This window comes from Microvirga sp. P5_D2 (assembly GCF_054049475.1).
Window position 1 is genome coordinate 1 of record NZ_JBFUMH010000022.1, and the last position, 21,678, is coordinate 21,678.

24 protein-coding genes and 1 pseudogene are annotated in these 21,678 nt (G+C 60.4%); 19 read left to right on the forward strand and 6 right to left on the reverse strand.

The window, feature by feature from the left end; all coding sequences use genetic code 11:
* Positions 1 to 726: 726 nt before the first annotated feature.
* The 5 genes from ACXJKO_RS09065 (at position 727) to ACXJKO_RS09085 (ending at position 3,357) form a co-directional block, all read left to right on the forward strand.
* Positions 727 to 936: a cold-shock protein gene (locus ACXJKO_RS09065; protein WP_196271559.1), complete on the forward strand. Its 210-nt coding sequence runs from the start codon at positions 727 to 729 to the stop codon at positions 934 to 936.
* A gap of 133 nt (positions 937 to 1,069) precedes the next feature.
* A complete protein-coding gene (locus ACXJKO_RS09070; protein ID WP_457090759.1) occupies positions 1,070 to 1,261 on the forward strand; it encodes a hypothetical protein in 192 nt (63 codons plus the stop codon).
* A complete protein-coding gene (locus ACXJKO_RS09075; RefSeq protein WP_457090760.1) occupies positions 1,258 to 1,635 on the forward strand; it encodes a DUF6481 family protein in 378 nt (125 codons plus the stop codon). Before ACXJKO_RS09070 ends, ACXJKO_RS09075 begins: the two co-directional genes overlap by 4 nt.
* Before the next feature lie 66 nt (positions 1,636 to 1,701).
* A complete protein-coding gene (locus tag ACXJKO_RS09080; protein WP_457090761.1) occupies positions 1,702 to 2,898 on the forward strand; it encodes a sensor histidine kinase in 1,197 nt (398 codons plus the stop codon).
* 138 nt (positions 2,899 to 3,036) lie between these two features.
* The gene (locus tag ACXJKO_RS09085) at positions 3,037 to 3,357 is read left to right on the forward strand and encodes a response regulator (protein WP_457090799.1); all 321 of its coding nucleotides are present in this window, start codon (positions 3,037 to 3,039) and stop codon (positions 3,355 to 3,357) included.
* A 51-nt stretch (positions 3,358 to 3,408) separates the two neighbouring features.
* Here the strand turns inward: ACXJKO_RS09085 and ACXJKO_RS09090 are convergent, their stop codons facing one another.
* Positions 3,409 to 4,143: a PRC-barrel domain-containing protein gene (locus tag ACXJKO_RS09090; protein ID WP_457090762.1), complete on the reverse strand. Its 735-nt coding sequence runs from the start codon at positions 4,141 to 4,143 to the stop codon at positions 3,409 to 3,411.
* A 315-nt stretch (positions 4,144 to 4,458) separates the two neighbouring features.
* On the opposite strand from ACXJKO_RS09090, the gene ACXJKO_RS09095 reads away from it, so the two are divergent.
* Together ACXJKO_RS09095 and rsgA are read left to right on the forward strand one after the other, a co-directional pair.
* Entirely contained in the window at positions 4,459 to 4,680 is a 222-nt protein-coding gene (locus tag ACXJKO_RS09095; RefSeq protein WP_457090763.1) for a DUF2934 domain-containing protein, read from the forward strand.
* A gap of 282 nt (positions 4,681 to 4,962) precedes the next feature.
* The gene (rsgA, locus tag ACXJKO_RS09100; protein ID WP_457090800.1) at positions 4,963 to 6,006 is read left to right on the forward strand and encodes a ribosome small subunit-dependent GTPase A; all 1,044 of its coding nucleotides are present in this window, start codon (positions 4,963 to 4,965) and stop codon (positions 6,004 to 6,006) included.
* Between the two features lie 177 nt (positions 6,007 to 6,183).
* Here rsgA and ACXJKO_RS09105 read toward each other — a convergent pair whose 3' ends face one another.
* The gene (locus ACXJKO_RS09105) at positions 6,184 to 7,611 is read right to left on the reverse strand and encodes an alpha,alpha-trehalose-phosphate synthase (UDP-forming) (protein ID WP_457090764.1); all 1,428 of its coding nucleotides are present in this window, start codon (positions 7,609 to 7,611) and stop codon (positions 6,184 to 6,186) included.
* 645 nt (positions 7,612 to 8,256) lie between these two features.
* Between ACXJKO_RS09105 and ACXJKO_RS09110 the strand changes: the two genes are divergently transcribed.
* The gene (locus ACXJKO_RS09110; RefSeq protein WP_457090765.1) at positions 8,257 to 9,207 is read left to right on the forward strand and encodes a transglutaminase family protein; all 951 of its coding nucleotides are present in this window, start codon (positions 8,257 to 8,259) and stop codon (positions 9,205 to 9,207) included.
* Positions 9,204 to 10,022, forward strand: a complete 819-nt coding sequence (locus ACXJKO_RS09115) for a transglutaminase-like domain-containing protein (RefSeq protein WP_457090766.1) — start codon at positions 9,204 to 9,206, stop codon at positions 10,020 to 10,022. The genes ACXJKO_RS09110 and ACXJKO_RS09115 overlap by 4 nt, the downstream gene beginning before the upstream one ends.
* Positions 10,023 to 10,383: 361 nt before the next feature.
* Here the strand turns inward: ACXJKO_RS09115 and ACXJKO_RS09120 are convergent, their stop codons facing one another.
* Positions 10,384 to 11,316, reverse strand: a complete 933-nt coding sequence (locus tag ACXJKO_RS09120) for a LysR family transcriptional regulator (RefSeq protein ID WP_457090767.1) — start codon at positions 11,314 to 11,316, stop codon at positions 10,384 to 10,386.
* 145 nt (positions 11,317 to 11,461) lie between these two features.
* On the opposite strand from ACXJKO_RS09120, the gene ACXJKO_RS09125 reads away from it, so the two are divergent.
* The 9 genes from ACXJKO_RS09125 to ACXJKO_RS09165 all read left to right on the forward strand — a co-directional run bounded on the left by ACXJKO_RS09125 (position 11,462) and on the right by ACXJKO_RS09165 (position 19,710).
* Entirely contained in the window at positions 11,462 to 12,529 is a 1,068-nt protein-coding gene (locus tag ACXJKO_RS09125) for a PdxA family dehydrogenase (protein ID WP_457090768.1), read from the forward strand.
* Between the two features lie 93 nt (positions 12,530 to 12,622).
* A complete protein-coding gene (locus ACXJKO_RS09130) occupies positions 12,623 to 13,579 on the forward strand; it encodes a Bug family tripartite tricarboxylate transporter substrate binding protein (RefSeq protein WP_457090769.1) in 957 nt (318 codons plus the stop codon).
* Positions 13,580 to 13,751: 172 nt separating this feature from the next.
* Complete coding sequence (locus ACXJKO_RS09135) at positions 13,752 to 14,234, forward strand: tripartite tricarboxylate transporter TctB family protein (RefSeq protein ID WP_457090770.1); 483 nt, start codon at positions 13,752 to 13,754, stop codon at positions 14,232 to 14,234.
* Between the two features lie 51 nt (positions 14,235 to 14,285).
* Complete coding sequence (locus tag ACXJKO_RS09140) at positions 14,286 to 15,776, forward strand: tripartite tricarboxylate transporter permease (RefSeq protein WP_457090801.1); 1,491 nt, start codon at positions 14,286 to 14,288, stop codon at positions 15,774 to 15,776.
* A gap of 51 nt (positions 15,777 to 15,827) precedes the next feature.
* Positions 15,828 to 16,910, forward strand: coding sequence for an isocitrate/isopropylmalate dehydrogenase family protein (locus tag ACXJKO_RS09145; RefSeq protein WP_457090771.1), 1,083 nt, complete (start codon positions 15,828 to 15,830; stop codon positions 16,908 to 16,910).
* A gap of 94 nt (positions 16,911 to 17,004) precedes the next feature.
* On the forward strand, positions 17,005 to 17,562 hold the full coding sequence (locus ACXJKO_RS09150; RefSeq protein ID WP_457090772.1) for a chromate transporter: 558 nt from the start codon (positions 17,005 to 17,007) through the stop codon (positions 17,560 to 17,562).
* Positions 17,555 to 18,097: a chromate transporter gene (locus ACXJKO_RS09155; RefSeq protein WP_457090773.1), complete on the forward strand. Its 543-nt coding sequence runs from the start codon at positions 17,555 to 17,557 to the stop codon at positions 18,095 to 18,097. Before ACXJKO_RS09150 ends, ACXJKO_RS09155 begins: the two co-directional genes overlap by 8 nt.
* An 813-nt stretch (positions 18,098 to 18,910) precedes the next feature.
* Positions 18,911 to 19,270 carry a helix-turn-helix domain-containing protein gene (locus ACXJKO_RS09160; RefSeq protein WP_457090774.1) on the forward strand — a complete coding sequence of 120 codons (360 nt, stop codon included), beginning with the start codon at positions 18,911 to 18,913 and terminating at the stop codon, positions 19,268 to 19,270.
* Positions 19,234 to 19,710, forward strand: coding sequence for a helix-turn-helix domain-containing protein (locus ACXJKO_RS09165; RefSeq protein ID WP_457090775.1), 477 nt, complete (start codon positions 19,234 to 19,236; stop codon positions 19,708 to 19,710). Before ACXJKO_RS09160 ends, ACXJKO_RS09165 begins: the two co-directional genes overlap by 37 nt.
* 34 nt (positions 19,711 to 19,744) lie before the next feature.
* Here ACXJKO_RS09165 and ACXJKO_RS09170 read toward each other — a convergent pair whose 3' ends face one another.
* From ACXJKO_RS09170 to ACXJKO_RS09180, 3 genes and pseudogenes are all read right to left on the reverse strand, one after another.
* Positions 19,745 to 20,029, reverse strand: coding sequence for a hypothetical protein (locus tag ACXJKO_RS09170; RefSeq protein WP_457090804.1), 285 nt, complete (start codon positions 20,027 to 20,029; stop codon positions 19,745 to 19,747).
* Positions 20,030 to 20,123: 94 nt separating this feature from the next.
* Positions 20,124 to 20,630, reverse strand: a pseudogene (locus ACXJKO_RS09175) (cation transporter); the annotation flags it as partial.
* A 259-nt stretch (positions 20,631 to 20,889) separates the two neighbouring features.
* The gene (locus ACXJKO_RS09180; RefSeq protein WP_457090776.1) at positions 20,890 to 21,144 is read right to left on the reverse strand and encodes a hypothetical protein; all 255 of its coding nucleotides are present in this window, start codon (positions 21,142 to 21,144) and stop codon (positions 20,890 to 20,892) included.
* 156 nt (positions 21,145 to 21,300) lie between these two features.
* Between ACXJKO_RS09180 and ACXJKO_RS09185 the strand changes: the two genes are divergently transcribed.
* Positions 21,301 to 21,615 carry an XRE family transcriptional regulator gene (locus ACXJKO_RS09185; protein WP_457090777.1) on the forward strand — a complete coding sequence of 105 codons (315 nt, stop codon included), beginning with the start codon at positions 21,301 to 21,303 and terminating at the stop codon, positions 21,613 to 21,615.
* The last annotated feature ends 63 nt before the right edge of the window (positions 21,616 to 21,678 follow it).

The following is a 21,678-nucleotide window of genomic DNA, read 5'->3' on the forward strand; positions in this document are numbered from 1 at the left end:
AATGACATCCGTCAGATAACCAGCAGTTTCCCGCCGAGGTCTGCGAGATGAAGGAAGAGATGGACGAACGGTCTGCCCGGCGCAACCACAAGACTGGGTGCCATTTTGGCCCACAGAGGTCTTTCCGGTAGCGAGTCCTGGATGCGCGCGGATACCCATGATGGCCCGGAGCTGAGGCTCCACCCTGAGGCCGAATACATTGATGCAGCTCTCATGTTCGTTAGTCTGCCAACATCATCTTGCGACGCACGGCCGGACCATACATGATGGCACTTCCGCGACCCAAGCTCGAAGGCCGCAATCCTCATCGAAGCGGACGCTCTGAAAGCGCAGGGAATTTCATTGGCTGACCCGAAGGCGACATTCGACTGAGTTGATCACGGCGTTGAGTTCCCGTGACCGAGAGCGAACCATAACGAGAGCGAACCATAAAAAGTATGAGCATTCGTGCGCTCATCAGGCGACAGGCAATACCAGTTGAGGTCTCAAGAGGATGGCGGCCCCGCTTGAGGGTGCGGAGAGTATCTTTCCATCCAAGCTTGCAATGGGGCGAGAAACACCTATATCCATTCTATCGACTTTGGCCGAACAATCGGGCCGTTACGCCCTGGCATGCCGGGCGCACGTTCAGAAACTCTCCCAAAACATCGACGAACCGAGCACGGGACTGCGCTGCTGCGCGCCCCTTAAGCTCACGTGCACTCACGCATACCCAAGGATATTCCCATGAATACGGGCACCGTAAAATTCTACAACGATCAAAAAGGCTTCGGCTTCATCGCTCCGAGCAACGGCAGCAAGGACGTGTTCGTTCACGCGACCGCTCTTGAGCGTGCCGGCATCCGCGGCCTCGTCGAAGGCCAGAAGGTTGCCTTTGATACGGCTGAAGACCGCCGCTCCGGCAAGATCGCCGTCGACAACATCGAGATGGCATAAAGAGATGGCATAAAGCCAGTCTCTTCGGTGCAGGCTTGCCTGCACTGAGCCATTGAGGCCGCTCTCCATGGGAGCGGCTTTTTGTTTGCATTCGTGGCGCCGCCACAACGCACGCCCACTCTGGAGAACTAACATGCTTCATAAATACAAGATCCGACAGATGGTGCGCCTCGTGCGTGCGCCGATCTCTGACAGCCGCGCCAATGGCAGCGGCATCTACGAGGTGACCCGCCTCATGCCTGCCGACGAGACTGGTGAAGTCTCGTATCGGATCAGATCGGGTGCGACGGAGCGTGCCGTCCGCGAGAGCGAGATCCGAGCATGAGCGGCTTCCGGGACAAAGGGTTTGGTGATCGGCTGAACACGGCCGAGAACGCCCGCAAGGCCATGCTGGAGCGCGTTCGGGCAAAGCCAGGTGCGGACGATCCGGCGATGGCCGAACGCAAAGCAGCGCGGCAGGCGGTCAGTGCCGCCCGTGAAGCGCGGCTGGCCGAACGCRAGACCGCCAAGATTGCCGAGCAGGCCCGAAAGGCCGCAGACGAGGAAGCGCGTCAGGTGGCCGTGCATGAGCAGCGCGTCGCTCAGGAAGCCAGTGAGGCGACCGCCCGAGTGGAGGCCGCTGAGCGCCAGGTCGCTCTGGAGGCCGAGCAAAAGGCAGTCCGCGATGCCCGTTATGCCGCCCGAAAGGCGCGCAGGTGAGCTAATCCAGGCATTGGCCGAACCTCTATTAGCCTGTCACTGCACCCACCTCACACCGGATTGGTCATGAACGAGTTTCAAGAGAACAAGGCGGATACCAACGAACGAACTGTCTCGGAACGCCACATTGAGGCGGTTCGGCAACAAGGTGGCGTGTTCGTCGAGGCGGTTCGGCGCACGCGCATGCCAATGCTGGTGACTGACGCCACCCTGCTTGGCAATCCGATCGTTTTTGCCAATCAATCCTTCGTAGATCTGTCAGGCTACAGCGTGGACGAGTTGCTCGGGCAAGATCCGCACTTCATGAATGGCGAAGGCACCGACCCTGATGCCATCCGGCGGTATGAGGCCGCGATCCTAGAGAGACGGGACGAAACGCTGGAGATCCTTCAGTACCGCAAGGACGGCACTCCTTTTCGGGCCATGCTGTTCGCCAGTCCCGTGGATGACGGCCAGGGCACCGTCACCAATCACTTTCTCTCCTACCTCGACATCACCCGACGGTACGAGGCCGAAGAGGACCTGCGCGCTCTGACCTCGGAACTGGAGGCCCGAGTGGCGGCCAGAACTCGGAAGTTGGAGGCCGCTAACAGGAAGCTGTCGGCACTGGTTTCTGAGAGAGAGATGCTACTGGTCGAGGTCAACCATCGCGCCAAGAACAGCCTTGCTATTGCCGCATCCCTCCTGGCGATCCAAGGACGGCGCCAGCCTGATCCGGCCGTCAGGGCACTGTTCGAGGAGGCCCAGGATCGTCTGAACGCCATGGCGCGGGTGCATGACCTTCTCAGCAAGTCGGAGAAGGCCCAACAGGTCGACGTCTCCGTGTATGTGGCGGATCTATGTGATGCGTTAAGGCCGATCACGGAAAACGACGACCGCATCCGTCTTGAAACGCAGATGGAGGACGAGATCCTGGTCGACGCCGATACAGCGGTTCCGCTCGGCATCGTGCTGACCGAACTGATTACCAACTCCTTGAAATATGCCTTCCCCACACCCCGGTCAGGGACGATCCTCGTCAAGGCGCGCCGCATGCAGCCGAGATGGATTGAACTGGTCGTCCGGGATGATGGGATCGGAATGTCGAGTCTGCGGGAAGGATCCCTCGGATATGGCCTTATCCGGTCTCTCGTTCAGCAGATCCAGGGTCAGATCGATGTGCGCAGTGATGCGGGGCTGACGGTGGTGATCTCGTTTCCAGGGGGCGTTGCAATAGGCGCTGGAACACCCCCCGATGTGACGAAAGTTCCGGAAACGCATTGAAGCCTTGGACCGCGCCCGCGCAACATCATCGCGGTCCCGCAAAGGAAGAGGATCGATCCCCATTTCATTCGACATGACTGAGAAGAAACCTGACATTCGCGCACTCATTCTCGTGGTGAGGACGAAGCCCTCGTGCGCATGATGCTAGTCGATGTGCTGGATGATGCTGGGTTCAAGGTCATGGAAGCGGCTCATGCAGACGAGGCGCTCCGTATTCTCGCGGCCGTTCCCGACGTCCAGGTGGTTGTCACGGACGTGGAAATGCCACCCGGAAGCATCAATGGCTTCGAGCTAGCCCGCCGAGTGCGGGAGGATCGACAGGATATTGGTGTTCTGATTTCATCGGGACGCGCTGCCCCTCAGGCCGGCGACTTGCCGGAAGGGGCTTATTTCGTCGAGAAGCCCGTTCGTCCTGAAAGATTGCTTGAGATGATCCGAGCACTGCTCCGCAAGGAATAGGAGTGCCACGAACGCCGTGGCACTGAATCGCGGGCCAAACCCCTCCCATAGTTATGGGCGCCCTGCAAAGAGCGCGTCATTTCGGGTGCGCCATGCTTCATCCGCCAGCCATTTGTAGTCCTGATCAGGCATGTGCGGCACAGTCCTGACGCTTGCCTCGGTCATGGGAAGGAAGAAGCTGTCCCGTTCCTGCGAGACCTTAAGGGAGCGGATCGGAACGACGATACTGTCCTTGCCGGGTGTGAAGAAACCTCCAGAGGCCACAATAGCGTAGTCGCGGCGGTCTTTGGTGCCAAACACGACGTTTCTAACTTCTCCGACGATTTTGTCATCGGCACTTCGCACCTCTGCCCCGATGATCTGGTCGGCCCGCAGGCCCGGAGCCAGCTCCTCAATGTTGATCAGCGGCTTGGCGTCCTTGTCCGCACGACGACCTCGCACGGCGCCCCGTTGGACCTTCGGCTCGCGCGCGCTCATCTGGGTTTCCGCATCCTCTTCATCGTTGCCACCCAAGGAGTTCATTGGCGGGCCGGAGAGAAGTTCGCGGATATTGCCCAGAAGGCGCTCGCAATCGTCATGCCGCCCGTACGACCAGAGCGTGATCGCAGCATCGCGTAAGTTGCGCAGGTCCCGAACCGTCTGGCGATTGGCCTTCCCGCGAAGCTCGGGCTTTTGCAGGATGGCTTCTTCGAGTTTGGCATCGGCGATCTGGCACTCGGCCATCGCTTGCGTGGCACCGAGCATGCTGAGGAGAGTGACCGCAAGGAGAATTCGTGCCGGTTTCATAGGTGGTCCGTTCTGTGGGAAAGGCAGGCGGAAGGCAAAAGCTGCCTCTTGCCCCAGCCATAGGTTTGTAGGGTAGCGGTAGAAATATTAATCTCGCTGCGAAACGACGTTGTCAGCTAGCGGCAGGATCTTCAGCGATAAAAAATATTCAATAATTCTTCAGGAAGATAAAGAATGAGCATTCATTATACATAATATGCACAATTGTCATACATAATAATACTCAGTTTTATTTCCGTATCCCTTAGGTTGATCTTCAATAAGCCTTCATTGAGATCATATCATTCTGAAACAGAATGACGGAGGGACTACGATATGGAACAGCATGCCAACGATACAGAGAACCGGGTGAGACAGCGTGCCTACGAGCTGTGGGAGCAGCACGGCAGCCGAGAAGGCCACGAGGCTGAGTTTTGGCATCAAGCCGAACGTGAGTTGCAAGGCGAAGCGAGCAGCAGCGACACGAGCAGAGGCATCAGCGCCAATACGGCATACAATAGGAGCGGTTCCGGATCCGACGGACCTGGAAAGGTCTGACAACAAGGCGGGCGAGGTGTCATCTTGGCAGTTGATCCGCAACATTCCTGTGCGCCTTATTTGCCCCCTGGGACGATAGCAGGAATTGCTGGTCTTGAATTCGAGGCCGGCGGAACAGTCTCGTACGGATCTCATGGCTCGGCACCCTGTTGTCATTCCAGTCGGAATATTAAGGGAAGGCGGGTCACGAGCGCCAACACAGTGTCCCATACTCGTGGGTTCCTGTTTATCGGCGGCAGCTCATGCTCTAAAGGATGATCGCTCTGATTGTGACAATGTGTGATTGGAAAAACCGTGACAGAGGCCTTGAACACCCGTCCCGTGTCTCTTTCAAGTTTGGGATGGTCTGATTTTTTCGAAGATCAACTTGAAGCCCATGAGGCCGGGCTTGCCCCCCATCGTATCGCCACCGTTCACCGCGCCCGCCTGACCGCCATATCCCAGACCGGGCTGGTCGGGCTGACGCTTCCGGTTCATAGCCAGACTGGCGATTTTGCCGTGGGAGACTGGGTGCTTGCCGACCCACAAACCCAACTGCTGCATCGCCGATTGAACCGCAAGACGGTGCTGGAGCGTCGTATCGAAGGCAGCAAGACTCCGCAGCTTGCTGGTGCCAATGTCGACACGCTGTTCATCGTCACCTCGTGCAATGCCGATTTCAATCCCGCCCGGCTGGAGCGCTATCTTGCGTTGGCGAACGAGGCCAGGACCAATCCGGTGATTCTGCTGACTAAGGTTGACACTGCGACGGTTGCGCCGGCGTATCAAAATCGGGCGAGCGCACTGCAACGCGGGCTGGCCGTTGTGATCTTAAACCCCCGATCTGGAGATGCCGCAGCTGCTGTCGCCCCATGGTGCCATGACGGGCAGACAGTGGCGTTGGTCGGATCCTCTGGTGTCGGCAAGTCGACGTTGGTGAACACTCTGGCGGGCCTGACGCCGGAACGGGCCCAGGAAACCGGGGGCATTCGCGAACACGATGCCAAAGGACGTCACACCACGACCTCGCGCTCGCTTCATGCTATTGAAGGCGGTGGATGGGTGATAGACACGCCGGGAATGCGCTCGCTCCGCGTCAGCGATGCGGCCTTTGGCATCGAGACCCTGTTCGCTGAAATCACCGAGCTCGCCCCTCACTGCCGTTTCCGCGACTGTATGCACGCCCATGAACCTGGCTGCGCCGTTCAAGAAGCCGTCGCCGCAGGTGTGCTGGACCCGGAGCGTCTCACCCGATGGCGCAAGCTGTCGGAGGAAAGTAGCAATCAAACAGCGGCTCGCAATGCGCCACGCGGCAATGTCGGTGCGAATTGGAACAAGAAGCGCTGAACGACGAGTGGTAGGGCTGCTCACCTCCATGTCAGATCGATCGCTTCCCGGTAGGGTCTGCTTGCACTGGACTCGATGCAAAGGCTGCGATGCGAACATCGCAGTCCATCTGAGGCTCATACTCTGCTTGTTGAAAATCCTAACGTCAGCCCAGGCAAGAAATCGGTTTGGCGGCTCCTATCGCTCATCTTCTTTTCTAGCAGGCCTCGTTCTGCTGCGTCCCTTGCTTGCCTTGGTGGCGGCCAGATCCTTGATAAAACCTGCTGCCCACCGGGAGACATCGGAACTCCCAAGAACTTTCAGCATGGACTGCCAGCGAGCGACCCGCTCCTCTTGGCTCATGTGTAGCGCTTGCTGAATAGCCTCCGCGACTTCGACCTTATCGTTCGGATTGACGATGAGTGCATCCGTGAGCTCCTCGGCAGCCCCGGCAAACTTCGATAGAATGAGAACACCGGGATCCTGCGGGTCCTGAGCTGCCACATATTCTTTGGCCACGAGATTCATCCCATCCCGCATGGGAGTCACAAGCCCGACCCGGGCCAGCCGATAAAGACGAGCAAGGACCGCGCGAGAATAGGTGCTGGTCACGTAGTGGATTGGCACCCAGCCAGGCTCGCCCAGGGAGCCATTGATCCGCCCCAGCGTCTCATTCACGTCTCGGCTGAGAGTCGCATACTCTGGCACTTCGCTGCGGCTGGTTGGGGCTATCTGCAGATAGGTCACTCGTCCCCGCTGATCCGGATGGCTGACCAGGAAGCGCTCGAACGCCTCCATGCGCTCAGGGATACCTTTCGAGTAATCCAGCCGATCGACCCCGATGATCAGCGTGCGGGATCCCAGACCAGCGATCGTCTGCTTCAGAAGCCGGCTTGAGCCAGAGCGTTGGGCTGCTTGCTGGAACCCAGTGACGTCGATGCCGATTGGAGCGCTTTTGATGCGAACGCGTTTGCTGCCCACATCGAGAAGATCGGCCCTGCGCGGAACTGCGCCAAGCTCCTGGACGAGGCTGCGTCGGAGGTTGTCCGCATCCCGCTCTGTCTGCACGCCCACAAGATCGTAATCCGGGATGACGCGCAGGAGCTCTGTGCTGCCTGGTAGAGCCCCAAACACTTCAGGAGCGGGCCAGGGGATGTGATGAAAGTACCCGATCGGGTTGGTGATCCCGGCAGCTCGCAGTTCGCTCGCGAGGGGGATGAGGTGATAGTCATGAACCCAGACGAGATCGTCAGGCTGGATCAGATGGGCCAGTGCACTGGCGAAACTCCGATTAACCCGCAAGTATCCTGCGTAGTCAGCCCGCGAGAACTCAGACAGACCGATCCGATAGTGCATGATGGGCCAGAGCGCCCCGTTGGCGAAGCCGTTATAGTACTCCTGCCGATCGAGCGACGTCAGGTCCATGACGGCATACTGCACCTGTCCCTTGTCGATGATCTTGGGATGGGCTGCCGGATGGGCTGAAACCTTGCCGCTCCATCCGAACCACAGCCCCTGGTAAGCCCGAAAGGCCTCGTGCAGGGCCACGGCTAGGCCTCCCGCAGCGGCTTTTCCGGTAGCATCTGGAACAGCCACACGATTGGAGATGACAACGAGCCGTCGCAAATGCACCGTTCCTTCTGTGGGAGGCTTGAGGGTAGGCAAGGACGAACATCGTGGCAAATAGGGCCAGCCCGCGCGCGCCATGGAGATTTTTTAAAGCGCCGCGATAGGCGAAATGTATCTTGGCAAACGCCCTCACATGATCAAGGTTTCCCCGCCTCACTGTCTCTCGGTCGGGTGCCGGATCACGTACTTTTAGCGAATTTGGCCGACGAGGCCCGCATTTGGCACTCTCGAGACGTAAGCGGTTGGTCCGCTTCAGCGCTCAAGAGTCGACGTTTATTGAGCCGCCGGAATGCGAATGTCTGACCCAGAGCGGCCATTCAAGGTTATGCAGGTTCAGGCAATCGGCGAGCAGTACAAGAGGCTAGGCGGGGTCGCCGATGATCGAGGCGCCTACACTTGAATGCTGTAGGCCATCCTCTGCCACCAGCACAGGAGAGCCGGGTAGGAGCGTAGAAAGAAAAGTGATGGATCCTCAAGTAATCCGTTTGGGTTACTAAGATGAGCCGCAAGCCCAAACTATAGGCTTCCGTCTACGGGGCGTGAGATCTTAAGCTCTTGCTAGGCTGAATTGGTGAGACAAGGAAGCTGTTTGAAAGGGGACACTCCGCTGTCCTCCCATCGCTTCTCAGATTGACGGATGAGATGACACTTCTCGCTGTCCGACATGTCACGATCTATCACTACCGGCAGCCAGTCTCCTTTGGCGAGCATCGGATCATGTTCCGGCCGCGCGACAGCTATGACCAGAGGCTGTTGGACTCTCGGATCGAGATCAACCCCGCACCCAGCGGATTGCGGTGGATCCACGACGTGTTCGGGAATTGCGTCGCCATTGCGAAGTTCGCCAAAGAAGCGTCCGAGCTTCGGTTCGAGAGCGACATCCGCCTCGATCACCAACCATCGAACGCGCCGGACTCCCAGATGGAGGATTATGCACAGACCTATCCCTTCGCTTACAGCGCAGAGGAAATGCCGGATCTGATGCGTACGATGGAGCGGCAATATCTCGATCCGGACCACCAGATCCATCATTGGGTTCAGAAGTTCATTCATCAAGGGCGCCCGACACGCACTGGTGAACTCCTGATGACCCTCACCTACGCCATCAAGGAGAGCTTCACCTATAACCGGCGCTCGGAAGCAGGCGTGCAAGATCCCATCACCACCCTAATGCTTAAGCGAGGGAGTTGCCGCGACTTCGCGATCCTGATGATCGAGGCCGTGCGCGCGCTGGGGCTCGCGGCCCGCTTCGTGTCCGGCTACATCTATAGCCCGGGCTCGAATGGAACCAGCCATGTGGGTGGAGGTTCAACCCATGCTTGGTGCCAAGTCTACCTGCCCGGTGCAGGTTGGGTCGAGTTCGATCCGACCAACGGCATCATCGGCAATCGCGATCTCATCCGCATCGCGGTGGCGCAAGATCCTCGCCAGGCGGTGCCGATCTCCGGAACATGGATGGGAGAGACGAGCGACTTCGAGGGAATGACAGTCGAGGTGAACGTTACGTMCTCTGAGAGTATGCCAGCGCAACGCACCGATTCAACCTCGCCCGATAGTGAGTATTGGCTACCCAATCCGGAAGGCACCCGATGAAGATTCACGCAGGCTATCGGATCGCATTCGAGTGTCAGCAGCCGACGCCTATGCTTCTGATGCTGAACGTTCATCCATCGCGAGTGCCGGACCTTATCACGCCCGACGAACTCATGTGCGATCCTCCCGTCGAGCTCAGGCATTATCGCGACGCCTTCGGCAACATCTGCACCCGGTTACTTGCGCCTGCTGGGCGGCTCGAGCTTTCAACGGATTTCCTGATCCGGGACTCCGGGCTGCACGATCCAGTCGTGCCTGGCGCAGTGCAGCAGCCTGTTGAGGACCTGCCTGATGATGTGATCGTCTATCTGCTCGGGAGCCGCTACTGCGAAACCGACCGACTCTCGGACATCGCCTGGCGTCTCTTCGGTGGTATCGAAGGCGGATGGGCACGTGTTCAGGCCATCTGCGATTACGCGCACGATCGGATCACGTTCAATTACCAGGATGCCTGCTCAACACGGTCGGCTTGGCAGGGACACAACGATCAGGTCGGTGTCTGTCGCGACTTTGCCCATCTGGCGGTCACCCTGTGCCGCTGCATGAACATCCCGGCCCGCTATTGCACGGGCTACCTGGGCGATATCGGCGTTCCGCCTGTGGATGATCCGATGGATTTCAGTGCCTGGTTCGAAGCGTATCTGGACGGCCAGTGGTATATCTTTGACGCCCGTCATAACACGCCAAGGATCGGGCGGATCCTGATGGCTACTGGGCGGGACGCGACCGACGTGGCAATCTCGACGAGTTTCGGCCTTTCCTCCCTGACAGGCTTCTTTGTCAGGACGGACGAACTCCCGCACGCATCAGAGTGACTCGAGCAAACTAAACAGTGCCGATCCGTCAGCGGCGAACCGGCCGCCATCAGACTTGGGCAGGGGCATATCCTCCGATCTTCGACGTCTTGAGGCCCAGTCCCACGACGGCTTCCAGAAGTTTTACGGCGCACACGACGCCATCAAGGATCGGCAGCCAATGACGGGCTGAAAGGTCCGCTGCTGCGAGATCCATTGGTCTTGAAAGAATGGTGAAAAAACTTTCCAGATTGGACTTCCCGCGCAGTTCTATGAAACCGCGTCAAAGGTCAGGTTCCGGCACCTTCCGCATCTTGGCCAAAGCTCTCCTTTTGAGCGGAATGCGGTCATTGATCCGATCGATCCGACGCGTACCTGCCTGTTACGCCACAACCGGTCCGGTGAATTTTAAGGAGGCATATTTCCAGAAGGTCTCAGCTGCACCCGTGAGCCGTGCGCGCGGGCGGAACAGTCGCACCTCGACGGGAATGTCCCATTCAGGCCCGCCCGCGCGGACGAGGCGCCCTGCCTCTAAATCGGACTCCACTAGGCTTTGGATGACCCAGGCGACGCCGGCACTGCTCTGCGCCATCTCTGCCAGTAGAACTGCGGGTCCAATGAAGCCAGGCTGAAGGGATGGAGGCTGCTCCTTGGCGGCGAGCGAACCCGCAACGATGCGGCCGATCCCCGACCCTGGGTGATATGTGAGGTGGGGCAGAGGAGCTTCAGGCGTGCCTGGCAGTGCGAAGCGCGGCTTCAGGGCGTCGGCCTCGTCCGGCGCGCTTACCGGCACGACCATGTCGGTGCCGATGGGAATAGATTGGAAGCGGGAGGCCTGGAGCCGCGTCGGCGCAAGAACATGATGATGGGCGATTAGGAACTGGGCCTCGCCGTMGATCAGCATGCGCTCGCAGGACGCCATGTTGGCTGAGACCAGTTGCAGGTTCATGCTGGAGACGGTTCTGGCCTGCACTTGACGAAACCAATGCGGGAAGAACGTGATGGACAGCGCATTGGTAACGGCGAAGCGTAGGGACTCGGTTGCCGCGTGGGCTTCCTCCAACACCCGCTCCCGTCCTGCCGTGACACGGTGCAGGATGTCCTCGGCAATCGGGCGGAAAGCGACTCCTGCCCGTGTCAGCACCACCGTATGGGTGTTGCGCTCGAAGAGGGATGCGCCAAGCCATTGCTCCAATGCGCGGACGTGCCGGCTCAGGGCAGGCTGTGTCACGTGGCGTCTCTCCGCAGCCCGCGAGAAACCTCCGGCATCGATCACCGCAAGAAAATCCTTCAACCAGCCAAGCTCTACTTCCATGTCGTCAGCGTATCATTTCATGCCGTCTCCGCATTACACCTGAGAAAGTTTCGCGTCTATCAAAGTGTGAAGTGTTGGTCCGGGCAAAGTTTTCCCGGCCGAATTCCTCAACAACAACAGATCGCTGACGATCTGGGAACGCGTCATGACCTCTGCTCAGAACTTTCTCGACATTAGGCTCCAGAACGACAGCAATGCCAAGCCGCGCATTGCCTTGACCATGGGCGACTGCACCGGCATCGGCCCTGAGCAATGCGCGYGGATCCTCTCCGACGGGCGCATGAACAATGTTGCGAAGATCGTCTTGGTGGGCGATGTCCGGGTGCTTGAGCGCGGCATGCAGGATACAGGCGTAAACTTCGAGGTGCGTCGGGTCTCCTCCATCAACGAGATAGACTGGAACGACGACACTGTTCCCTTGATCGATCTGGGCAACACCGATCCAAGCGCGCTCCCACGCGGTGCCGTCTCACCGGAGTCGGGCAAGCTCACGGGCGATACGCTGGCGCGCGCCATCGAGATCGCCAACGAGGGCCATGTGGACGCCGTCACTTTTGCGCCGCTCAACAAGGCGGCGATGTTCAAAGGCGGATGGGAGTTTCCCGACGAGCACAAGATGTTTGCCCATCTCCTGGGCCACAAGACCTACTTCTCGGAAATGAATGTGCTCGACGGTCAATGGATGTCCCGCGTGACCGGGCACGTTTCGCTCCGCCAAGCCATCGAGGAGATCACGCCGCAATCGATCTCCGATGCAGTGACGCTGGTTCACGAGATGCTGCGCAATGCCGGCATGGAGTACCCGCGCATCGCGGTGGCGGCGCTCAATCCCCATGCCGGCGAAGGCGGTCTGTTCGGGCGCGACGAGATCGAGATGATCGGGCCCACCGTGAAGGCGCTGGCCGAGAAGGGCATCAACTGCTCCGGGCCTTACCCCGCTGATACGGTCTATATCAGGGCATTCAAGGGCGAGTTCGACAGCGTGGTCGCCATGTACCACGACCAGGGCCAGATCGCCACAAAGCTGAAGGGGTTCAACCGCGGTGTCACCGTCACGGCCGGCCTGAAGACCATCTTCACCACGCCTTCGCATGGTACCGCCTTCGATATTGTCGGCAAGGGCATCGCAACTACCGGCGCGCTGGAATCGGCGATCACGCTCGCAGCGACACTCGCCACCAACAGGGCACGCCGGGAAGGCGCGGTCCGCTGACCGGACACGAGCACAGCAGAAGATCACCAAAAAGGTGACGGGCATCTAACTGAGTTGCCGCGGAAAGCGGTATTGGAAACCAAGGAGGAACACATGAAGAAAGCCATGACAATCGTTGCTGCGGCGGCTCTCGCATTCGCGAGCGCTGGCCCGGCTCTTGCTGAAATCAAGCGCCTGGAAATCACCGCGCCTGCTGCCGCCGGCGGCGGTTACGATCAGAATGCCCGCATCATGCAGCAGATCCTCCAGAAGGAGGGCCTTGCGTCGGGCATTCAAGTGGTCAACCAGCCCGGCGCTGGCGGCACCATCGGACTTGCGAACTACGTCAACAACAAGAAGCGCACCCCCACTCTCATGACGGGCGGCCTTGCGCTTGTGGGCGCCATCATCACCAATAAATCTACGGTCACGTTCGACGACACCTATCCACTGGCTCGACTGAGTGCTGACTATCAACCGATCGTCGTTGCTGCGGATTCTCCGTACAAGACGCTTGAAGATCTCATTGCCAAGTTCAAGGCCGATCCGGGCTCCGTCTCTTGGGGCGGCTCCGGTCCCGGCAGCACGGACCATATGCTCTACGGCCTGCTTGCAAAGGCCGCTGGCGTCGAGCCGTCGAAGATCAACTACGTGGTGCTGACCTCCGGTGGCGAGATGCTGTCGGGCGTCATGGGCGGCCACGTGACCGTCGGCACCGGCGGCTACAGCGAGCTGTCCGCCCAGATCAACTCCGGTAAGGTGCGCGCGCTGGCCATCTCCTCTCCGGAACGGCTTCCGGGCATCGACATCCCGACCTTCAAGGAGAAGGGCTACGACGTGGATCTGATCAACTGGCGTGCGGTTTTTGCGCCTAAGGATCTCAAGCCGGAGGAGAAGCAGGAACTCGAGCAGGCCATCGATAAGATGGTCAAGACCGAGGATTGGAAGGTTGCCGTCAAGCAGCGTGGCTGGAGCGACGTTTACATGCCGACTCCCGAGTTCGCCGCCTTCGTCAAGCAGGAACACGTGCGGGCCGAGAGCCTGTTCAAGGAACTCGGTCTCCTGAAGTAGCCTTAGGTCGCCGGGTTCGCCTCCAAGCGGGCCCGGCTTTGCCGTCCTGTTCCGGCATAGGCGCCAGCTCAAGCCTTCACGGCGATCGTGGATCGTCCGAAAGAAGACATGTCGGCGGCGTCGATGCCGGCCAGATCATCAGTACACGATGATGATCAACGGAGGTCGCTCGATGAATTCGGCAACCAAGCTCCAGATCGGAAACTTCGTTCTCGGAGCGATCCTGCTCTTTCTTGCCATCCTCGTGGCGGTGGAGACATTCTCGCTTACCGCGCCTACACAGCAGGCAACAGTTGGGCCCGCCTTCTTCCCGCTGCTCATCGCCTTGGGCCTCGCGGCCAATGCCGCAGCGCTGTTCTGGCAGGTGCTTCGCGGCAAGGTAGCTGCAGAGCAATGGCTCAAGCACGATATGGCGCCTGTGCTGATCGTGCTCGCCGGACTTGTCATCCAGATGGCTCTGCTCGCTACGGCCGGCTGGATCGTGGCGACCACTCTGCTTTTTGCCACCGTCGCATGGGCGTTCGGCGGCCGCCGGGTCGTGCTCGACCTCCTGATCGGTTTCGTGCTGAGCGCAGCGTCCTTCTACCTGTTCAACGAAATGCTGGGACTTTCGCTGCCGCAGGGATCGATCGTCGAAACTTTCTTGAACGGCTGATCCTCGCATTTTTACTTCTGGATTCGAACATACCGGGCGCTTCGCGACATGATGGAAACGCYGCAATTACTCCTCCAGGGCTTCTCCGTATCCCTGGATCCCATGAACCTTCTGTGGGCGGCCGTGGGTGTTACCGTCGGTACTGCGATTGGCGTGCTTCCGGGCATCGGCCCATCGCTTACGGTGGCGCTCCTCCTGCCTGTGACCACTGCGCTCGAGCCCACCGCCGCCTTCATCATGTTCGGCGGCATCTATTACGGTGCCATGTATGGCGGCTCGACCACGTCGATCCTGCTCAACACGCCGGGTGAATCAGGCGCCATTGTGACTGCCGTCGACGGACATGCGATGGCGCGCAAGGGGCGAGGGGCGCAGGCTCTCGCGACGGCGGCCATCGGCTCCTTCGTGGCGGGCACCATTGCCACCCTGGCGATGACATTTGTGGCGCCCGCCATGGTCTCCTTCGCGCTGCTGTTCGGCCCTGCCGAATATTTCGGCCTCATGGTGCTGGCCTTCGTGACAGTCACGGCCGTTCTGGGTGAGAACCTGGCTCTCGGCATGGCGAGCCTCATGCTCGGGCTGACGCTTGGTCTCGTCGGCATCGACAACCAGACGGGCGCTGCGCGCCTCACCTTCGATGTTCCGGAGTTGCTGGACGGTATCGATGTCGTCATCGTCGCGGTGGGGCTTTTCGCCATCGGCGAGGCGCTGTACCAGGTCTCGCGCTACCGGCACGAGAAGGAGGAGATCTACGCGCTTAAAGGGTCGCTCTGGATGAGCCGCGAGGATTGGAGCCGTTCGTGGAAGCCGTGGCTGCGCGGAACGGCAATCGGTTTTCCCATCGGCTCACTGCCCGCCGGCGGCAGCGAGATCCCGACGTTCCTCTCTTATGTGGTCGAGAAGCGTCTCGCCAAGAACCCCGAGGAATTCGGTCATGGGGCCATCGAAGCCGTGGCCGGGCCTGAGGCAGCCAACAATGCATCGGCGGCGGGCGTGCTCACGCCGCTTCTTGCGCTCGGTCTGCCTACCTCCGCGACGGCCGCCATCATGCTCGCGGCCTTTCAGCAATATGGATTGCAGCCAGGCCCATTGCTGTTCGAGAACGACCCGCAACTCGTCTGGGGCATGATCGCAAGCCTCTATATCGGCAACGTGTTCCTGCTCCTCCTCAACCTGCCGATGGCAGGCGTGTGGGTGAAGCTGTTGCTGGTGCCCAAACCCTGGCTCTATGGCGGCATTCTGGTTTTCGCGACGCTCGGCGCCTATTCGCTGAACAACAATATCGTCGATCTCGTGCTGCTCTGGATCATCGGCATTGGCGGGTTCGGCATGCGGCTCCTCAACGTGCCTGTCGCGCCTTGCATCGTTGGCCTCATCCTCGGTCCCATGGCCGAGCAGCACTTCCGCCGCGCACTCGCCATCAGTCAGGGAGACCTGTCGGTGTTCTACAACCCGATGACGCATCCGCTGGCCGTGAGCCTGCTGGTGATCGCCATCGCCTTCCTCGTTACGCCAATGCTCCTGCGGCTGCGCCGAGCCTGACGGCAGGCCGACGGACCGTTTCGCTCCTCATTCACTCTGCTGGAGATCGACATGCCTGCTCCTCTTACCATCACCGTTCTGCCGGGCGATCACATCGGCCCGGAAATTAGCCGCGCCGCTATTCTTGCGCTCGAGGCTGCCAATGAAACCTACGACCTGAACCTGCGCTTCGAAGAGCATGCGGTGGGTCATGCGAGCCTGAAAGAGTACGGCACCACGCTCAGGGACAGCGTCTACAAGGCCGCCATCGAGGCCGACGGCATCCTCCTCGGACCCTGCGACAATGGTGGTTATCCTGCTCCGAAGGATGGCGGCATCAACGTGCCGGGCAAGTTCCGCCACGATCTCGATCTCTACGCCAACCTGCGTCCCTCGCGCTCGCATCGCAGCGTGCCCCATGCGCGTCCGGGCCTCGACGTTTTGATCGTGCGCGAGAACTCGGAAGGATTCTATCCGGACCGCAATATGTTCGAGGGTTATGGCGAGGTGATGCCGGTGGAGGGCGTCGCGATTTCCATGCGTAAGATCACGGCGCACGCGTCCAACCGCATCGCGCGCAGCGCATTCGAATGGGCACGCAGACGTCGCAAGCATGTGACCATCGTCAGCAAGAAGCACATCTTCCGCATGACGGATGGGCTCTTCTACGATGAATGCGTGAAGGTCGCCGCCGAGTATCCGGACGTGGAGTGGACCTCATCCATCGTCGATGCCTTCAACGCCGATGTCTACACGAATCCCGACCGCTACGACGTGGTGGTGATGACCAACCTGTTCGGCGACATCATCTCCAATCTCTGCTCCGCGCTTGCAGGTGGCCTCGGCCTCGGCGGCGGCGTCAATGCGGGCGTCAACCACGCCATGGCCAACGCCTCGCACGGCTCCGCGCCGGATATCGCCGGACAGGACAAGGCCAATCCGATCAGCATGGTCGTTTCAGGGGCTATGCTCCTCGGCTGGCTCGGGCAGAGGCACGGGCGTGAGGATCTGCTTGTGGCCGAGAAGGCCCTCGAGCGGGCCATCGACCGCGTGCTCGAAAGCCCCGAGACCCGTACGGTCGATGTGGGCGGCACTGCCTCCTGCAGCCGATCCGCCACCGCTATTGCGGATGCCATCAGGCAGAAGGCAGTATAAACAGGAACAGGGGAGGAGGCCTGATGCCCGATAGGCGCAGGCACGCATCCTCTTTCTTTTCCAGACAGCAGCCAAGCTTAGTCCCGGATATCCCATGACCCCGTCCCGGGCTCCAGTTTCCCTCGTGTCGCTCTTTCTCGTGTTCTTCCGCGTGGGGCTCTTCAGCTTCGGCGGCGGCCTTTCAGGCTGGATCTATCGCGAGGTAGTGACCCTGAGGGGCTGGATGAGCGACGACGATTTCTTCTCCGGGCTGGCGCTCTCCCAGATCCTGCCCGGAGCGAACGTCACCAATCTGTCGGTCTATATCGGCCAGCGCCTGCGTGGACCGATAGGGGCGGTCTGCGCCCTGACCGGCCTGGTGATCGGTCCTTTCTTCGCGGTGATAGCCCTTGCTACGGCCTATAACCAACTCGCCGAAATGCCGTGGATCCAGAATGCCATGAGCGGGGCTGCGGCTGCCGCCATCGGCCTGCTCCTGATCGTCGCCGGCAAGGGCGCCTACAGCGCAAGCCGCAGGCTCGTACCGTTCCTGATCCTGATGGCGACCTTCGTGGCTGTGGGTTTTCTGCAATGGCCGCTCGTGCCGGTGGTGCTGGGGCTCGCGCCCGTGTCGATCGCCTTTGCTTGGTGGCAGGCCTCGTCCGATGCGTGAAAATGCGCTCTGGTCGCTGATCGTCGTCTTCGTGCCGTTCTCGCTGGTTTCCATCGGCGGAGGTCCCAGCATCTTCGCGGGCATCCAGCATCAATCCGTTGAGGTCTATCACTGGGTCACCGCGCGGGAGTTTGTTGATCTGTTCGCGATTGCGCGGGCTGCCCCCGGCCCGGGCTCCATGCTTGTGACCCTGCTCGGCTGGAAAGTAGCGGGCTGGATCGGCGCCATCGTGGCGACGCTCGCACTCTTCATTCCGTCATCGCTGCTCTGCTACGGCGTCACGAAGATGTGGAACCATTATCGTGGCCGCCACTGGCACACAGCGCTGGAGAATGGGCTGGCCCCCATCGGCGCAGGGCTTATCCTGGCCGGCGTGTTCGCAATCTTTCGTATCGCGGGGGCAGGCATCCTGTCCTGGGCTGTAGCGGGCATCGCGGCCGCGATCCTGGTTTGGCGTCCGACGCTCAACCCGCTGATCCTGCTTGCCGGCGGTGCCGTCGCCTTCGCAACCTGGCACGGCATGGTCTCCCATTAGCCGAGGCCCGTCGCAGGCGGGGCAACAGATGCGACCGGCTTCCACCCGTTCGCTCCGGAGCCTAATCTGTTTCGGTTATGCAGATTGTCTTGAGCTGACAGACAGGCCTCGGACTAGGTGATCAGGAATGGCCGCTCCTGGCACGTTCCGGACAGGGGGTGAACTTCCGCTTTGGACAGGAACATTGGACATTCCCGTCAGTGAACGAATTTCACTTCCTGACCCTGATGTATGGACCGGCCGTGCGTCGCAAGAGGCTTCGAGATGGCGAAGTTGGTCTTGCACACATGTATCCGACCCTTTGTGGAGCAGCGCTCCTGGCCATCATGGATATCCGCGAGCATCGGTTCTCATCAACGGACCGGCCCAGTTACGGCCAAGTGGGTCACCAGAGCACCCATGCGACGGCGCGATCGTTCTCCATCTCGTCTTCCTCTCGCAGACCTTGGCGAGTTCCAAGCGGGTGATGCAGGGCAGGGGCGATGCTGCCCTCAACCCATCACTGCCGCTGTACGTGGTTCATAAGTCCGGTTCTGGCTCAGCACACTCCAGGCAATGGGCTCTGTTGCATTAACTTCGCGCGGCACAAGCCATAGCGTGTTTGTTGGCCTGACCAGCTACCAGATCATGTGGCTTGGCGGATTAATGCAACAGAGCCAAGCAAGAGCGAAGCGGAAGGGTCTGTGAATCTGGGCCCGTTAGTGAAAAGCGGCATTCCTCCAGTAGCCTTTGAGCCAAACTCAAAATTAGAATCCGCCTTGGGGCGACTGTTAGAGGGCATTCGGCATAGCCGAGGCGGTTGAGGGTAGGGCAGTGCAAGACGAGATTCCGACAAAGCAGGGACGCCGGCCCGATAAATTCGATGAAATCAGCCTCAGACTGCGCCAGTTGCGCCTTGCTATGGGGTTCATCCAGAAGCGGGCATGGTGCAACTTCATTGGTGCCCACGAGCCGAGCTGGCACGTGTTTGAAAACGGCAACCGCCGTATCACGATAGACGAGGCCCTCAAGGTCTGTGACAGAACGGGTGTCTCGCTCGATTGGATCTATCGGGGCTTGGAGCACACGCTGCCCCTGCATGTGGCCGAAAAACTCCGCCTCAACCTTGCCGCGGCAGACAAAGCTGCCGAAAGGGATTGGCTGGATCTCACCCCTTCAAAGAGGAAGATCTGAAACCAATGGACAGGCCAGAGGTAATTGCGGCTCGGTTGAGAGCCCTCCGCCGAGCGCTGAAACACAATCAGAAGACATTCTGTGAGGTCGTCGGGATCTCCGAACAAGCCTGGAATCACTTCGAGCACGGGCGCCGTGCCCCCACAGTCAAAGATGGGGTGAAGATTGCCAAGAAAACTGGCGTTACGCTCGATTGGATCTACTGCGGAGATGGTCAGGGGCTGCAGGACAAGGCCTTGAAGAAGAGCCTGGAGGACTTGGAGGCAGAAGAGCTTCCGGTAGAGGAAGACACAGAAGATAGCGAAGAGGCCATAGCCGCTACGGAGGCTCCTGACGATGCCCTGACCATCGCAGAGGCGAAGCGCCGGCTTGCTCGCTCCCTGGTCAGCGACGACGCCAACGGCACGATCTTCCGGGTGGCGCACGGAGGATCCAGGTAGCCGACACGGCTGCGGCTGACGACAAGCGTTTCGGTCACAGGTAGTCTGGATCGGTTGTGACGTCGACGGTGAGCCGGACCTGCGGCCAGCTCGCATCAAGCCGGGTAGCGACCTCGCGGCGGATGCCGTCGACGGCCGCGACCGTCCCGACATGGTAATCGGGCGCCACGAGGATGTGGATCTCGACGAACTGCCCCCGGCCGATCTGGGCGACATGGCTCGAATATGTGAGAAAGCCGCGCTCCCTTACGAGGCCGTCCATGACCTGCCGGACCCGTCGGTCGAGTTCCTCCGGTGCCACCTCGAGCACGTCCCTCATGGCGCGGCGCCCACTCGTGATGCTCCGAGGCCGTGAGAGCCATCGCGACGGCGTAGGCGAACAGAAGGGACAGGCTCACGTAGCCGCTCAAGAGCCAGGCACGGGCATCGACGGCCAGCAGGATCGAACCCTGGTGACGCGCCAAGCGGCTCATGTAGGCCGCCATGACGAAGCCCGCGGCGCCCATGAGGCCTGCCCAGATCAGGCCGAACCCGTATGCCACGTGCTGCCCGCCGCTCATCAGTCCTCGCACGGCGTCAATGACGGCGTAGATGCACGCGGTGACCAGGACTGCACTCTCGGCTGCGGCAACCAGTGGCTCAAGATGCCAGTAGCCGTACTGGAAGCGGCGGCTTGGCTCCTGCATCAGCAGCTTCGCCACGGCGAGCGCCCCGAAGGTCAGAAGGACGTCGACGAAACTGTACATGCCGTCGAAAGTGATCGCGCGCGAACCGATTGCCAGGCCGCCGAGGATGCCCGCCAGACCCGTCACCAATGTCACCGCAATCGACAGCTTCAGGGCGCGTTGCTCCGCCATCGGTTCCACGCCTCGTGCCGCTTCGGACGGCCGGGACGCGCGCGTGGCGGAATCCTGGTTCATGAACTCACCGATGCGCTTGGCGTGTCCGCAAGGTCGTACCAGCGCGAGGTCGCGATGGCATGGAGGACCAAGCCGGACAACGCTTCGATTCAGCTCCAGTAAACGCACTGACGTCAGGCACTGTACAGCGTTCGAGGCCCGTATGCGACGGTGCTGGATGCGGCGGGGGCGACGATGGACGGGGTCCACTCGCTCCAGGGAACCGGCGCGACTGCGTCACGCCTATGCCCTGGCTCATCGTTCCGGCCGGACAACCACCTCAGGTATCGCGGGGCAGGGCGGTGTAGACCCGCACGACGGATTGGTGGAACTCCGCCATGTAGGTCTTCGGGAACTCGACCGTGTACTCGTTGGTGACCTCGCCCTGGTCGGTGATCAGGTTCCGCGTGAACTCGGGGTTTGTCGTCGACGACGCCAGCGTTTGGGGCACGCTGGCAGGGGTCGCGGTCGCGTAGGATGGTGCGCTGCTGGTGAGTGACGACGCCAACGGCATGGTCTTCCGGACCACATCCAAGTCTTCTCCATGGGCACGGCTCACTGATGACCGAAGCAACCCGCCGATCCACGACGGGTTCGACGATTGCGGGTGTCACGGTTCGGGATGGAACGCTCGGTCGACTCGTCGCTTCACTTGCCGAAAGGGTCGAAAAACACAGAGGAGGCGAGACCCATGAGAGACAGTGCAATCCTCACACCGGGTCAGTGCCGTGCGGCACGCGCACTTGCGGAAGTTGACGTGGGAACCCTTGCTCACAGGGCGCGCATTCCCGCCGCGGATATCATCGATTACGAGAAGATGCGCCGCCAGCTCGATCCTGACAGTCTATCCGCCCTGCGTCGCGCACTCGAGGATCTTGGAGCGGTGTTCATACCTGAGGACAACATGGGGGTCGGCGTCAGGCTGAAGTTCAACCGCCGAGGCACTCGACGGATCGGAACCTGGGAGAGCGAAGGCGGTTCTGTTGCGGAGGATGATGTTCCCTGAACTCCTCAGACAACATTGACCAGTCATAGCGGCCTCGCATGTCAGCGAACGGCCTTCTCGCCA

Coding starts and splice junctions, on each gene's coding strand:
- ACXJKO_RS09065 (WP_196271559.1), top strand. CDS start 727: ATGAATACGGGCACCGTAAAATTCTACAACGATCAAAAAGGCTTCGGC.
- ACXJKO_RS09070 (WP_457090759.1), top strand. CDS start 1,070: ATGCTTCATAAATACAAGATCCGACAGATGGTGCGCCTCGTGCGTGCG.
- ACXJKO_RS09080 (WP_457090761.1), top strand. CDS start 1,702: ATGAACGAGTTTCAAGAGAACAAGGCGGATACCAACGAACGAACTGTC.
- ACXJKO_RS09085 (WP_457090799.1), top strand. CDS start 3,037: ATGATGCTAGTCGATGTGCTGGATGATGCTGGGTTCAAGGTCATGGAA.
- ACXJKO_RS09090 (WP_457090762.1), bottom strand. CDS start 4,143: ATGAAACCGGCACGAATTCTCCTTGCGGTCACTCTCCTCAGCATGCTC.
- ACXJKO_RS09095 (WP_457090763.1), top strand. CDS start 4,459: ATGGAACAGCATGCCAACGATACAGAGAACCGGGTGAGACAGCGTGCC.
- ACXJKO_RS09115 (WP_457090766.1), top strand. CDS start 9,204: ATGAAGATTCACGCAGGCTATCGGATCGCATTCGAGTGTCAGCAGCCG.
- ACXJKO_RS09130 (WP_457090769.1), top strand. CDS start 12,623: ATGAAGAAAGCCATGACAATCGTTGCTGCGGCGGCTCTCGCATTCGCG.
- ACXJKO_RS09135 (WP_457090770.1), top strand. CDS start 13,752: ATGAATTCGGCAACCAAGCTCCAGATCGGAAACTTCGTTCTCGGAGCG.
- ACXJKO_RS09145 (WP_457090771.1), top strand. CDS start 15,828: ATGCCTGCTCCTCTTACCATCACCGTTCTGCCGGGCGATCACATCGGC.
- ACXJKO_RS09150 (WP_457090772.1), top strand. CDS start 17,005: ATGACCCCGTCCCGGGCTCCAGTTTCCCTCGTGTCGCTCTTTCTCGTG.
- ACXJKO_RS09155 (WP_457090773.1), top strand. CDS start 17,555: ATGCGTGAAAATGCGCTCTGGTCGCTGATCGTCGTCTTCGTGCCGTTC.
- ACXJKO_RS09170 (WP_457090804.1), bottom strand. CDS start 20,029: ATGAGGGACGTGCTCGAGGTGGCACCGGAGGAACTCGACCGACGGGTC.
- ACXJKO_RS09185 (WP_457090777.1), top strand. CDS start 21,301: ATGAGAGACAGTGCAATCCTCACACCGGGTCAGTGCCGTGCGGCACGC.